The 13,386-nt window shown below is 62.7% G+C and carries 7 protein-coding genes; 4 read left to right on the top strand and 3 right to left on the bottom strand.

From position 1 onward, the window contains the following. Nucleotides 1-74: 74 nt before the first annotated feature. Complete coding sequence (locus OZY47_RS06045) at nt 75-986, top strand: dioxygenase (protein WP_277177450.1); 912 nt, start codon at nt 75-77, stop codon at nt 984-986. 192 nt (nt 987-1,178) lie between these two features. Here OZY47_RS06045 and OZY47_RS06040 read toward each other — a convergent pair whose 3' ends face one another. After that, complete coding sequence (locus tag OZY47_RS06040) at nt 1,179-1,595, bottom strand: peptide deformylase (protein ID WP_277177448.1); 417 nt, start codon at nt 1,593-1,595, stop codon at nt 1,179-1,181. A gap of 405 nt (nt 1,596-2,000) precedes the next feature. Here OZY47_RS06040 and OZY47_RS06035 point away from each other — a divergent pair, with 405 nt between their 5' ends. Together OZY47_RS06035 and OZY47_RS06030 are read left to right on the top strand one after the other, a co-directional pair. Then, complete coding sequence (locus OZY47_RS06035) at nt 2,001-3,875, top strand: DEAD/DEAH box helicase (protein WP_277179192.1); 1,875 nt, start codon at nt 2,001-2,003, stop codon at nt 3,873-3,875. 190 nt (nt 3,876-4,065) lie between these two features. After that, nucleotides 4,066-6,936 (top strand): excinuclease ABC subunit UvrA, encoded by a 2,871-nt coding sequence (locus OZY47_RS06030; RefSeq protein WP_277179190.1) that lies wholly within the window; start codon nt 4,066-4,068, stop codon nt 6,934-6,936. A gap of 4 nt (nt 6,937-6,940) precedes the next feature. Here the strand turns inward: OZY47_RS06030 and OZY47_RS06025 are convergent, their stop codons facing one another. Next, nucleotides 6,941-7,255 carry a type II toxin-antitoxin system RelB/DinJ family antitoxin gene (locus OZY47_RS06025; RefSeq protein WP_277177447.1) on the bottom strand — a complete coding sequence of 105 codons (315 nt, stop codon included), beginning with the start codon at nt 7,253-7,255 and terminating at the stop codon, nt 6,941-6,943. Nucleotides 7,256-7,588: 333 nt separating this feature from the next. Continuing rightward, nucleotides 7,589-8,641, bottom strand: a complete 1,053-nt coding sequence (gene msrA, locus OZY47_RS06020) for a peptide-methionine (S)-S-oxide reductase MsrA (RefSeq protein ID WP_277177446.1) — start codon at nt 8,639-8,641, stop codon at nt 7,589-7,591. Nucleotides 8,642-9,082: 441 nt separating this feature from the next. Here msrA and OZY47_RS06015 point away from each other — a divergent pair, with 441 nt between their 5' ends. Then, a complete protein-coding gene (locus tag OZY47_RS06015; protein WP_277177445.1) occupies nt 9,083-13,378 on the top strand; it encodes a DEAD/DEAH box helicase in 4,296 nt (1,431 codons plus the stop codon). The last annotated feature ends 8 nt before the right edge of the window (nt 13,379-13,386 follow it).

Raw genomic sequence — 13,386 nt, 5'->3', positions numbered from 1 at the left:
TGTGCTTGTTTCGGCGTCCGGGGCGATTTCGTCTCAGGGCGTCGTCAAGCGTTTAGACACTCGAAGGGAGCGGCATGATGGAACGTCAGCTAAGCAATCTGCCAGAGGCTCTGCCCATTGAGAATCCACTGAGCTCGAACGACGCGCGTGTGCCGGCCGAGATCGAGCAGTCCAGCGGCGTCGTGCTCGAGGGCCGCCGCCTGCGCTCCTTCGCCTATACCACCGACGCGGCCGTGATCCACAACACCAACGCCGACGCGATCCTCGCCGTCTACCCCTTTACCGGCCAGCCCGTGATCAACCAGGCCGTGCTCTCCGTGGCCCGGGCGCCCGTGTTCGTGGGCGTCGGGGGAGGCACCACCACCGGCACCCGTGTGCTCGAGTTGGCCGTCTTCGCCGAGATGCAGGGCGTCTCCGGGGTGGTGCTCAACGCGCCGTCCACCGTCGAGATCGTGCGTGAGGTGGCGATGACTGTGCATGTGCCGGTGATGGCCACGGTGGTGCAGTTCGACGACAACGTCGCGCGCAAGATCGAGGCCGGCGCCCGCATCATCAACGTGGCCGCTGGCAGGCGCACCGCCGAGGTGGTGGCCCAGATCAAGGACCGTTACCCGGAGATTCCGCTCGTGGCGAGTTCCGGGGGCTCCGCCAAGTCCATCGAGGAGACCATCGCCGCCGGAGCCAACGCCCTTTCGTGGACACCGCCTAGCGCCGCCGATCTGCAGAAGGCCATGATGGATCGCTATCGCAACGGCGAGACCGGCCATGCCGCGCCCGCCGCCGCTCCCGCATCCAGCCTGAAACCGGACGCTTCGGCTTCCGCGGGAACTCCGGCTGCCGCTCCGACCAGCAAGAACTTCTACACCGCCACGGCCACTATGGGCCATCCATACACGGACGTGCCGCCGGCCAAGGCTCCGAGCCCGCGCCACAAGAAGCAGACCCCGCCCAGCGAGGGTGCCATCGTGGAGTCCCACGGCGCGTGAGGGCCTGAAAGTCTCACAAAACGCCCTCCGGCTCATGTTCTCGTATGTTGTACGAAATGTGGGTCGGAGGGCGTTGTTGTTTTCAGTTGTTATTGCGAGTATTTTCCGGGCATTCCCAACTGGTATTCCCTAATGACGCTTTATCAATACAGTGTTATGCGATGTGAATGTGCTTGGGCGGGGGCGTGATGCTCAGATGAGAATCCCGTCACAGTGGTCGATCTCATGCTGGATGATCTGGGCCGTCCAATCCTGGAACCGCGCGGTGTGCTCGCGCATCCTCAAATCCATGTAGCGCACGCGAATGATGCGGAAACGCGTGGTCTTGCGCATGCCTTCGAGCGACAGACAACCCTCTTCGGTCTCGTACGGCTCGGATTTCTCGACGATCTCGGGGTTGAGCATCGTGACGATGCGCCCGATGAGGTTGTCGAAGAAGACGATGATGCGCTTGCGCTCGCCGATCATGTTGGCCGCCATGCCCACGCACCGGTCGGCATACGCCTCCAGCGTGTCCTTGAGATCGCGGGCCACGGGCAGGTCGTCAGCCGTGGCGGGCTCGCTTTTGCGCGCCAGGAATGTCGTTGAGGTGGTTATCGGCCGCTGCATCAATCATGCCTTTCCATGAGTTCCGTTCGTCGTTTTCGAATCGATCGATGCTACCAGCTTGCCCGCGCTGGCAGACGATAGGGCTGGAAATCCGCTGTGGGCGAGGCTTGCAGGTTGGGCGTGTCTGATATAGTGAACTGTCCATTACGAAGCCGGTGTTCGATTTTAAGCAAGAGAAACAGGTCGGCTTCAATCTTTTGAAAGGCTATTGTGCCGAACCGTCGTTCTCATCAATACAACAAACGTAAAAATTCAGATTATTCCTCCGATTTCTCGGACTATTCGGACGCTCAGACCTCCGATTCCACCACTGGCAACTCTTCTAAGGCGAGCGAACAGGCAGAAAACGCGGCCGCATACGCGAAAAGCGGCGACCAGCCCGAGCGCACCTTCGCCGAGCTCGGCGTGCCCGATCCGCTCGTCCGCGTGCTGGCGAAGGATGGCAAGACCTTCGCGTTCCCCATCCAGGCCGACACCCTCGGCGATTCGCTGGCCGGCCGTGACGTGCTCGGCCGCGGCGAGACCGGCAGCGGCAAGACGCTCGCGTTCTCCATCCCGCTCGTCGCCCGCCTCGGTGAGGAAGGCGAGGGCGAGGCCGCGATGCGTGACTTCGAGCGTATGGAACGCAGCGGCGACCGCAAGTCCCGCTCCCGCGCCATGCTGCCGCACCCGCGCGCGATGATTTTGGCACCCACCCGCGAGCTCGTCAACCAGATCGACGAGGTCGTCGCCCCGCTCGCCGCCGCCTACGACATGCGTACCGCCACCATCTACGGCGGGGTGAAATACAGCCGTCAGATCTCCCAGCTCAAGGCCGGCGCCGAGATCATCGTCGCTTGCCCGGGGCGTCTGGAGGATCTGCTGCGCCAGGGCGCGCTGTCGATTGAATCGGTCGAGGTCGCGGTGCTCGACGAGGCTGACGAGATGGCCGACATGGGCTTCCTGCCCGCCGTGCAGCGCCTGCTGGAGCAAGTCGACCCCGACGGCCAGCGTATGCTCTTCTCCGCCACGCTCGACCACGGCGTCGACAAGGTTGTGAAGCAATTCCTGCATGAGCCGAAGATCCACGAGATCGCGCCGGCCGACGCGCAGGTCGACACCATGACCCACCACATCTTCGAGGTCTCGCAGGGTAACAAATACGAGGTCATCCGCGAGCTCGCCAGCGGCATGGGAAAGCGCATCCTCTTCACCCGCACCAAATACCAGGCCAAGAAGATGGCCGACAAGCTGGTCAAGGCAGGCATTCCCGCCGTCGATCTGCAAGGCAACCTCTCGCAGAACCAGCGTGACCGCCATCTCGCCGCCTTCACCTCGGGCGACGTCCGCGTGATGGTCGCCACCGATGTGGCCGCGCGCGGCATCGACGTCAGCGACGTGGAGATGGTGGTGCAGACCGAGCCGCCGGAGGACCCGAAGTCGTTCCTGCACCGTTCCGGCCGCACCGCGCGCGCCGGCGAGTCCGGCGACGTAGTCACCCTCGTGCTGCCTCAGCAGCGTCGTGACGCCCGTCAGATGCTGCGTCGTGCCGGCATCAAGGCCAAGAGCCAGCAGATCGTGCCGGGCGCGCCCGAGCTCGAGGAGCTGGTGGGCGAGCACGCTCCGCTGGTCGAGGGCTGGACGCTCACCGTCCCTGTGGTCAACCGCAAGGCCGGGCGCAACGGACGTGGCGGCTCCCGTCGCGACCGCGGCGGACGCCGTGACCGCAACAATCGCCATGAGGGCTCGCGCCGTTCCTTCGACAAGAAGGGACGCGGCGATTCCGGCGAGAGCTTCGGCGATTCCCGCGATTTCAACGATTCACGGTCCCAAGGCGGTCGTCGAGACGGTCATAAGAACCGTAACCCCCGCTACGACGAGGGTGAGGGACCAATTGACGCGCGCACGAACCGTGGTCGTCGTGATGGCCATCGTTCGCGCGACTTCTATGACGATGATTTCCGTGGCGGCAAGGGCAAGCGCTCGCGTCGTTCGGAGTATGACGATTACGGCCATCGTGGTGGCAAAGGCAAGGGGCGCAGCAATCGCAACGACCGCAACGACCACTATGGCAACCGGCGTTCCGGCGGCCGTAATAGCGGATACTCCGAGGACTATGGCGATTCCTACGGCTCACGCAAGTCGAATCGCCACGGTGGTTACGGCAAGTCCGGCGGTCGTGGGCGCAACGAGGGCTACGAAGGCCGTGGCGGCAATCGCGGCAAGGGTTCGCGCAAGGCCGATGGCTTCCATCGCTCGCATGGCAAGCGCAACTCGGCCCCGTTCCGCCGTTCGCGCTAGTGAAGTGATGGCTGGCTCGAAACCCGTCAGCGTCTAGATTTGCGCCAGGCGGGTTCGCCAGATCGAGCTTATCGAAGGTGTCGTGGATATTCCGCGGCACCTTTTGCGTTTATTCTGGCTGAGTGCGAAATAAGTTGGCGGCGCGAATAGAGTTGACATCGTGAATGAACGCGACGAGAAGACGAACGGCATGATAGGCGAGACTGGCCCACGAAACAAGGCCAGTGACACGTCCACGACCACCAATGCCCGGAATTCCGCGGTGCCGCAAGCCATCGAGGTGCGTGGCGCCCGCGTGCACAACCTGCGCGATATCGATGTCGATATCCCGCTTAACAAGCTCGTCGGCATCGCCGGCGTCTCCGGTTCCGGCAAATCGTCACTGGCTTTGGGCGTGCTCTACGCCGAGGGCTCGCGGCGTTATCTCGACGCGCTCTCGACGTATACGCGTCGCCGCATGACCCAGGCCGAGAAGCCGCAGGTCGATTCGGTGCGTTTCGTGCCTCCCGCTTTGGCGTTGCGGCAAAGGCCCGGCGTGGGTGGCATGCGCTCGACTTTTGGCACCTCCACCGAGACGCTCAACGTGCTGCGCCTCATGTTCTCCCGCCTCGCCTCGCACCGTTGCCCCAACGGCCACTACCACAAGCCGACGTTCGATGTGGCCGCCGAGGTGCCGATTCACTGCGAGGTGTGCGGCGCTCTGGTCACGCCGCCCAGCGCGGAGGAGCTGGCGTTCAACTCCACCGGCGCATGCCCCACCTGCCAGGGCACCGGCATCGTGCGCGAGGTCAACGACGCCGCGCTGGTGCCCGACGAGAGCATGACCATCGACGAGGGCGCGGTGGTGCCATGGCGCACCTTCGGCTTCAACGTGCAACCCGACATCGTCCGTGAGTTCGGCGTGCGCACCGACGTGCCGTTCCGCGAGCTGACCGACAGGGAACGCGACATCGTCTTCAACGGGCCCGAGGAGAAGAAGCCCATCACCATCACCTCGATCAAGGGCGTGCACCATCTCGGCTTCACCTTCCGCAACGCGCGGCTCACCGTCACCAAGGAGCTCGACCGGGCCACCGACGAGAAGCGGATGAAGAAGGTCGCCAAGTTCCTGGTCGAGCGCACCTGCCCGGATTGCGGTGGCTCACGGCTTAACGCGGCCGCGCGTGCGCCGAAAATCGGTGAGTACAATCTTGCCGAGGTCACGTCCTGGCCGCTGCGTCAGGTGCTTTCGTGGGCCAAGGCCGTGCCGTCTTCGCTGCCGGACGACATGCGCCAGATGGCCGACAGCCTGGTGGAGACCTTGGAGGACATGGGCCGTCGGTTGCTTCAGTTGGGGCTCGGCTATCTGACTCTTGACCGTGCCAGCGCCTCGCTGTCGACCGGCGAGCGGCAGCGCGCCCAGCTTTCGCGCGCCGTGCGCAATGAGACCACGGGTGTGCTCTATGTGCTCGATGAGCCTTCGACCGGCTTGCATCCGGCGAATATCGAGGGGCTTATCGGCGTGATGCGTGATTTGCTGGCCACGGGCAACTCCGTCGTGTTCGTCGACCATGACGTGCACGTGCTTAACGCCGCCGACCATTTCATCGAGATGGGACCGGGCGCCGGCAGCCGTGGTGGGAGGATTCTCGCTCAGGGTTCGCCCGATGAGATTCTGCGCTCCAAGCAGTCGCGTATCGCCGGGTTCCTCGATGGTCGGGAGCCTGTCGTCGTGCGTCAGCGCGAGGTCTTGCCGCCGATGACCGATAGGCTTTGTCGGTTTATTTCGGATTCAAATGAGCTAAAAGGCTCTGCCGGTTCCAAGGATTCGTCGGGTTCAGAAGAACCAAGAAATTCAAAAGTTTCTGCCCAACAAGACGTTCTAATCGAACCTGATTGGATCACGATGGCCACCGGCGGAATCCACACCGTCCATCCGCTGCATATCGCCATTCCGCGTGGCAGGATGACCGCTGTGACCGGCGTCTCAGGGTCCGGCAAAACCACGATGGTCTTGGAATCGCTTATTCCTGCCCTGCAGGCGAAAGAAGCGGGGAAGGCGCTGCCAGCTCACGTCCATGCGATTGGCGACGCGGGCATCACCCGTGTGCGGCTGGTCGATTCGACGCCTATCGGCATCAACGTGCGTTCGACCGTCGCCACCTACACCGGCGTGATGGATATGCTGCGCCGGGCGTTCGCTTCCACGGCGTCGGCGAAGAAGCGCAAGCTCAAGGTCTCTGCATTCTCCTACAACACCGGTTCGCTGCGCTGCCCGCAGTGCGATGGCACCGGCCAGATCAGCCTCGATATCCAATTCCTGCCTGACGTCACCATCACCTGCCCCGCATGCGAGGGCCGTCGCTATCGTCCTGAAACTAACGAGGTGCGGTTGACGACACCAGCTCAGCCGCAAGGCCTGACGTTGCCCGAGGTCTTGGATTTGGAGATTGACGACGCGCTCGACATCTTCGATCCGAAAGCCAAGACTAAAGCAGGACAGGCCGGCAACGGGGGAGTACAGAGTGCCAAACGTACTATCGATTCGACTGGTAAGAGCAGCCACCTCAATTCCGCCAACACGATAGATTGCCATGGTTCGACTGGTGTGGGCAGCTCCATCGACCCCGGCGACATGATCTCGCCTTCCATGCTCAAACGCATCCACAAGGCGCTCGCCACATTGCACGACCTCGGTCTTGGTTACTTGACCCTCGGCGAGGACACTCCAAGTCTCTCCGGCGGAGAGGCCCAGCGCCTCAAACTTTCCAACGAGCTCGGCAAGAAGCAGGACACCACGATGTTCGTGCTCGACGAGCCCACCACGGGTCTGCATCCTCTCGACGTCCGTACCCTCATCGACGTGCTGCAACGGCTGGTCGCTGGCGGTGCCACGGTGGTCTTCATCGAGCATGACCTCGACATGATCGCCAACGCCGACTACGTCATCGACATGGGCCCGGGCGGTGGTGAGGAAGGCGGCCGTGTCGTCGCCACCGGCACCCCCGACGAGATCGCCAACAATCCCTCCAGCATCACCGGCCATTACCTGGCTAAGCACCTGGCCGGTAGCGCCGCATAATCAGTTATTTTCCACGGTTAGACAAATCCTCCCTTATCTCCTCCGGGCCCCAATCCCTGATATACGAATGTTCCGGCGCCAATGCCCGCAAACGTTTGGCCTTCGCGATTTCCTCTTCCGGGTCGTAATCAATCCCCGGGCGCTTGTGTTTGCCAGGAATTATCCCGGTCGTGGGCTGGAACGGCAGGTTGCCGTCACGCACGCTCTGCTTGAGGAACACGGTGATGGCGGTGGTCATGTTGAAGCCCATCTGCTCGAAGAGCTCCGCCGCCTGCTCCTTGAGCTCGGGGTCGATGTTCATCGTGAATTTCGCCATCATGGTCCTCCTGAAGTCGTCTGTCATCGCGTTCGGTATCTTCAGTATAGGACGCTGAGCAGCATGTTGTATATCTATTGCACCCATATCAACCTTCCATCAGCAGTATTAAAGTTCGTTGCCAACCAGTCTATTGGTGCTATACGTCTGAAGGCAAGCCGAAACGGGTGATGTGGTCGAACGGTTATAAACGTTGGTATCAAGCCAATTTGGGCATGAAAAGGCGATGTGGATAACTTTCGCAGCATCCACATCACCGAATATTTCAGATAATGTAGTCATCGCAGGGCCAAGCGAAAATCAGGCCCTGTATTCCTTCGTTCCTGGAGATTTCAGTTATTCTGTAGCCTCGTCCAGCAGCTTCACATACTGGCCGTACCCCTCGGCCTCCATCCGGTCGCGCGGCACGAACCGCAGCGACGCCGAGTTCATGCAATAGCGTAGCCCGCCACGGTCCCGCGGTCCGTCGTCGAAGACATGCCCGAGGTGAATCTGCGAGTCGGCGGTCCTCACCTCGATGCGCGGCCGCCCGGGGATCGAGGTGTCACGATGCTCGGTGAGCGCCTTGCCATCGATCGGCTTGGAGAACGCCGGCCAGCCGCACCCCGCGTCGAACTTGTCGGTCGAGAGGAACAGCGGTTTGCCGCTGACGACGTCCACATAGATGCCCGGCTCGAAGTTCTGGTCGTAGGCGTTGGCGAACGGCCGCTCGGTCGCCGCCTCCTGCGTGACCGCGTACTGCTCCGGGTTCAGCGACCAGACGCGCTCGATATAGCGCTGGCGCTTGCGCACGTTCATGAGCTTCGCCACCGAGATGTGGCAGTAGCCGCCGGGGTTCTTCTCCAGATAATCCTGATGGTAGGTCTCGGCGGGGTAGAAGTTGCGCAACGGCTCCACCAAGACCGCCGGCTCCCGCCCCTCGCGCGCCTGAAGCTCATGCAGCGCCGTCGCGAAAACCGCCTTCTGGTCGTCGTTGAGGTAGAACATCCCGCTGCGGTATTGCCGCCCGGTGTCGTTGCCCTGCTGGTCGACGCTGAACGGGTCGATGACGTCGAGGAACAGTAGCGTGAGCGTGCGCAAGGTGACCTTCGTCGGCTCAAAGACGACTTTCACCGTCTCCGCCGCGTCGGTCGCGCCCGAGCACACCTCCTCATACGACGGGCTCTCCTTGCGTGACTGCGCGTAGCCGACCTGCGTGGCGGTCACGCCGTCCACGCCCTGCATGTAGCGCTCGAGCCCCCAGAAGCAGCCGCCCGCGAAATACGCCGTCTGGGTTGGCGCCGAGGTGGCCGCGGTGGCCGATGAGCTCGATGCGGTTCCGTCCGTCTGGTTCGTCTGTCCATTGTCGCTTGTCATATCGTCACCCTCGCCGTCCGTCGTTGCCGTCATATCGGATTTGCTTGTCATGGTACCTCTTGCCGATGGCGTTATCGTGCTCATTCGCCATCGCCGCCAGTATGGCACATTCGCGCCGGACATGCAGCCCACGAATTCGGTCTATAGCGTATTCCTCGTCTTTCGCGATTCGCCAAACTCGCGGCCAAGCCCCGTATCTACGAGACAAGACCTCGTTTTCGCACGTCCCCGGTTTCCCGCCTCCGCCCGAACGTAGTAAACTGGAAATTTGCGATGTTGTCGACGATTCGACGCGAATTCGGCTATACAGAGCGCGTGGCGGACTGACGAATCCGAATATATGGGGGATTGGATTCAGCGGTGGCCGCGAGGCCGATACCGAAACGTTTCGCGCGATATCAGGCGACCATCGGACAAACGTTTAAAAACGAGACGAGTGAAGGACGGAAGCGGATTTTGGATTGGCATGCCTCGGTGTACGGATCGCGGACCGGTAGCGCCGGCGGCTTCGGCCTGGGTTCCGGCGACGACTCGTATGGTGGTTTCGCCGACCCCGACGGCGGCGTGACCTACGGCGGCAACGAGCCCGCCGTCCCCGAGAAAGTGCTCCGCCAACGTGGTGGTAAAGCCTTTTACCGCGCCTACGAGGTCATCCAAAGCAAGCGCATGCAAGGCTACACCTGCACCCCAGGCGAGGATGGCACCAGGCTGGCCGCCTCCGTGGAGCCCGCGGACGAGTTCGCCGACGATTACGCCGTCTCTGCCCTTATCGACGAGAACCATGGCGAGATCCTCTCCTCCGACTGCACCTGCCCGGCGTTCGGCCGTTTCGGCGCGATCTGCAAGCACGTCATCGCGCTCATCATGCAATACAACGATGCGCCGCAGGTCTTCGAAGAGCTTCCTGGATTCGGCAACAGCGGTTCGGCCGCAAGCCTCAGCGTCCGTCCCCAGCGCAAGATCGTCCGCCGCACCTCCCGCGCCCTGCGCTCGTTCATGCAGCAGGAGGATTCGCAGCTTCAGGAGAAGGCGAAGAACCGCCAGCTGGAACTGCTCAAGGAGGTCAGCAGCCGGGCCGCGGGTGACACCGGCAGCGGCGTGGCGATGAGCCGCCACATGCCCATCGGCTCGGTCGTGTTGCGCCCGATGGTGGAGCATTCCGGCCGTGACTGGTACCTGCGCCTGCATATCGCCGTGCCCTCGAAAGGCATCTCATACGTCATCAAGGACGTGCGCGGGCTGGTCGCCGCGGTGCAGAACCGCGAGTTCGTCACCTACGGCAAGAAGCTCGCGTTCGTGCACTCCCGCGATTCCTTTGACGAACGCTCGCGGTCGATCCTGGCCATTTTGGGCCGCGCCATCGAGATCCGCAAAAGCGTCTCAGGCGACTACGAGTTCTACCAGAGCAAGGCCGAGTCGCAGGAGATGCGGCTTTCCGACGACGAGATGGCCGAACTATTGGATTTGTTCGTCGACGCGGACGCCACGGTTGATTACGTGCCGCCACGTAGCTGGCGCACTTCCGCCATACCGATCGCGGTGGTGGACGGCGACCCCGACTTGGGACTTGCTGTGGAGCCCGCCGGTATTGGCAATGGTGCTGACGTAAACGCGGATTCCGCAAGCGGTACGTCAGATGGCTATGTGATTCGCCATGGCATGATCGTCGACAATTTCATTGTGGGACGCACCTCGTCCTACGTCGTCGTTCACCAGGACCCGCAGGCCGCCGAGAGCCACGCCGCCGGAAGCGCCGCGAACGGTTCCGCCAGCGGTCGTCGCAAGCCTTCTGACGACTATGGACTTTCCAGCGACGTCCTTTCCATGATTCGCGCCGACCGTCATATCGCCGACGCCGTCCCCGAGATTCATCGCTGCTCCAGGGCGTTCGTGGACAACCGCTCTCTGCTTTCGGTGCTGTGCGGCGCGGACGAACGCGGCGACCTCTACCTGAGCGGCGACGATATCAAGGAGTTCTCGCGCACGATTCTGCCCGCGCTCGATCCCGTGGCCGAGAACGCTTCGGATGGCGCCTCCGGCGATAGTGATATGGCGAAAGACGGTTCTGACGGTGTTGCCGATGGTGTCGCTGATAGCGCTTCCGATATAGCTACCACTACCGCAAACCCAGCTGGTGAGGCATCGCTGACGCCATCCGTCCCCGGGGCTTCCCGCGGCACCTCGCATCATGGCATCGCCGTCAAACTGCCCCCAGAGCTCATCAAAATGCGCCGCGTGCCCTGCGTCATCGAGACCTACCTCGACCGCGACAGATACGGCATCACCTGCGACATCCAGGCCCGCTACGGCGACGACCGTTTCCACGTCTTCTCCGGCATCGGCCCCGACGAGCCCGTCGCCCGCGACCACGCCGCCGAGCGCCTGGCCGTGGAGGCCGCGCGCCATTATTTCCCCGTGCCGCAAGGCCCCATCGCCCGCATCAAAGAGGACGACGACAAGGCCATCTACAAGCTCCTGAACGAGGGACTGCCCGTGCTGCGCGGCCTGGGCGAGGTCTACTCCACGCCATCGTTCGACGGCCTCACCTCATCTCCGCACCCCGTCTTCAAGATCGGTCTCTCCGTCAAATCCGACCTGGTCGAGATCTCGCCGATCGCCGACGAAATCGACCCCTCCGAGGTTCCCGCGCTGCTCAACAGCTACCGCAAACGCCGCAAATTCCACCGCCTGCGCAACGGCGCCTTCGTCAACATGGCCGACGTCGACACCAGCAAACTCGACGAGGTGAGCGCCGACCTTGGCCTCAAGCCGGTCGACCTTGATTCCGGTTCGGTCACCGTGCCCGCCTACGAGGCCTATTATCTCGACGGCGAGGCGGACGACGCCGACAAAAGCGACGAGTTCCGCAGCTATCTCAACGATCTGCGCGTCATCGACCCCAAGACTTACCATGTGCCGGCCTCGCTCTCCAAGGTGCTGCGCCCCTACCAGGTCGAGGGATTCCGCTGGCTCAACGCCGTGTGCGACAAGGGATTCGGCGGCATCCTCGCCGACGAGATGGGCTTGGGCAAGACCGTCCAGATGCTCTCGCTGTTGGTCGCGCGCCAAGCCGAGCAGCGCCAGGTCGGGCCGAGCCTCATCGTCTGCCCCGCGTCGCTGGTCTACAACTGGGCCGCCGAATGCGCCAAATTCGCGCCGTCGCTCAAGGTGGAGGCGCTCGCCGGCTCCAAGGCCTCGCGCCGCGCCATCCTCAAGAACACGAAGGCTTGGTATCAGGGGAAGAGGGATTCGGAAGGTTCGGGCAATTCGGCTTCGAGTTCGGACCTACTGACTTCTAATCTGTTGCTCGCTGTGGATCAACAGACCGATGATTCGGGGGCTTTTGCGGCCAACGTCAATAATCCTGCGGTCACTTCGTCTGTAACCGAGCCAGACGACGACGGCTGGCAGAGCGCCACCAGCCCGCAACTTGATATCGACGAAGACGATACCGCGATGACCACGCCCCCCGACGTGCTCATCACCTCCTACGACCTGTTGCGCCGCGACATCGAAGACTACGAGGGCCTCGAGTGTTATTGCATGGTGCTCGACGAGGCGCAGTACATTAAGAACCACGCCACCAAGTCCGCGCGCGCCGTGCGCAAGGTCAACGCGCTGCACCGCTTCGCCCTCACCGGCACGCCGATCGAGAACCGCCTTTCCGAGCTGTGGAGCATCTTCGACTTCCTCATGCCCGGCATGCTTGGCGCCTACAAGCATTTCCGCGACCGCTTCGAGATGCCGATCATGAGCGGCGACGAGGACGCCCAGCGCAAGTTGCAGGCGTTCGTCGGCCCGTTCATCCTGCGGCGCCTCAAATCGCAAGTGTTGAAGGACCTGCCCGACAAGATCGAGAACGTCATCACCGTGCAGTTGGAAGGCGAGCAGCGCCGGCTTTACGCCGCCCTCGAGCAGCAGCTGCGCGCCACGCTCAACAAGCAGCGCGACATCGAGTTCAAGACTGGCAAGATCCAGGTGCTCGCCCAACTCACGCGCCTGCGCCAGGCCTGCTGCGACCCGCGCCTGCTCTTCAGCAACGTGGGCAGCAACGTCGTTAAGAAGGACGCGCACGTATGGGGCGCTCCGAGCCGCGAGGTCGAGCGTGCCGACGACGAACCGATTGACGAACTCAGTGAGACCGCCGATGCGTCAGCGAACGCGCTTGTGGGAAATGGCGATTTGACGGGCTTGAATGCTTCGGGAGCGTCCCAAACCGGCACCGCCACCAAGCCTCGCAAGGTCTCGTCGGCGAAGCTTGACGCCATCGAGGAGCTGGTCTCCAGTTGCCAGGACGCCGGCCGCAAGATGCTGATTTTCTCCCAGTTCACGAGCTTCCTCGACCTGATCGCTGAACGCCTGCGCAAGAACGGCGTCGCCTACAACGTCATCACCGGCGCCACCCCCAAGCGCAAGCGTCTCGAGCTGGTCGACCAGTTCAACGCCGACGACACCCCGGTTTTCCTGATCTCGCTGAAGGCCGGCAACACGGGCCTCAACCTCACCGGCGCCTGCGTCGTCGTGCACGCCGACCCGTGGTGGAACGCTGCCGCCCAGAACCAGGCCACCGACCGCGCCCACCGCATCGGCCAGACCCAGGACGTCAACGTCTACCAGATCGTCGCCAAGGACACCATCGAGGAGCGCATCTTGAAGATGCAGCAGTCCAAGAGCGACCTTGCCCACCGTTTCGTAGACAAAGCCGGTTCCAGCAGCGCCGGTGGCATCAGCAACCTAACGAAGGACGATTTGTTGCAGTTGTTGGGATAGTGGCTATC

Source organism: Bifidobacterium sp. ESL0790 (genome assembly GCF_029395435.1).
Lineage (GTDB): Bacteria > Actinomycetota > Actinomycetes > Actinomycetales > Bifidobacteriaceae > Bifidobacterium.
Note: the sequence above shows the minus strand (reverse complement) of the source record. Positions and strands in the feature narration are given on the sequence as shown.

Bases quoted from the DNA above. Each gene is read 5' to 3' on its own strand.
- OZY47_RS06045 (WP_277177450.1), top strand. From the start codon at position 75: ATGATGGAACGTCAGCTAAGCAATCTGCCAGAGGCTCTGCCCATTGAG.
- OZY47_RS06040 (WP_277177448.1), bottom strand. From the start codon at position 1,595: ATGCAGCGGCCGATAACCACCTCAACGACATTCCTGGCGCGCAAAAGC.
- OZY47_RS06030 (WP_277179190.1), top strand. From the start codon at position 4,066: ATGATAGGCGAGACTGGCCCACGAAACAAGGCCAGTGACACGTCCACG.
- OZY47_RS06025 (WP_277177447.1), bottom strand. From the start codon at position 7,255: ATGATGGCGAAATTCACGATGAACATCGACCCCGAGCTCAAGGAGCAG.
- msrA (WP_277177446.1), bottom strand. From the start codon at position 8,641: ATGACGGCAACGACGGACGGCGAGGGTGACGATATGACAAGCGACAAT.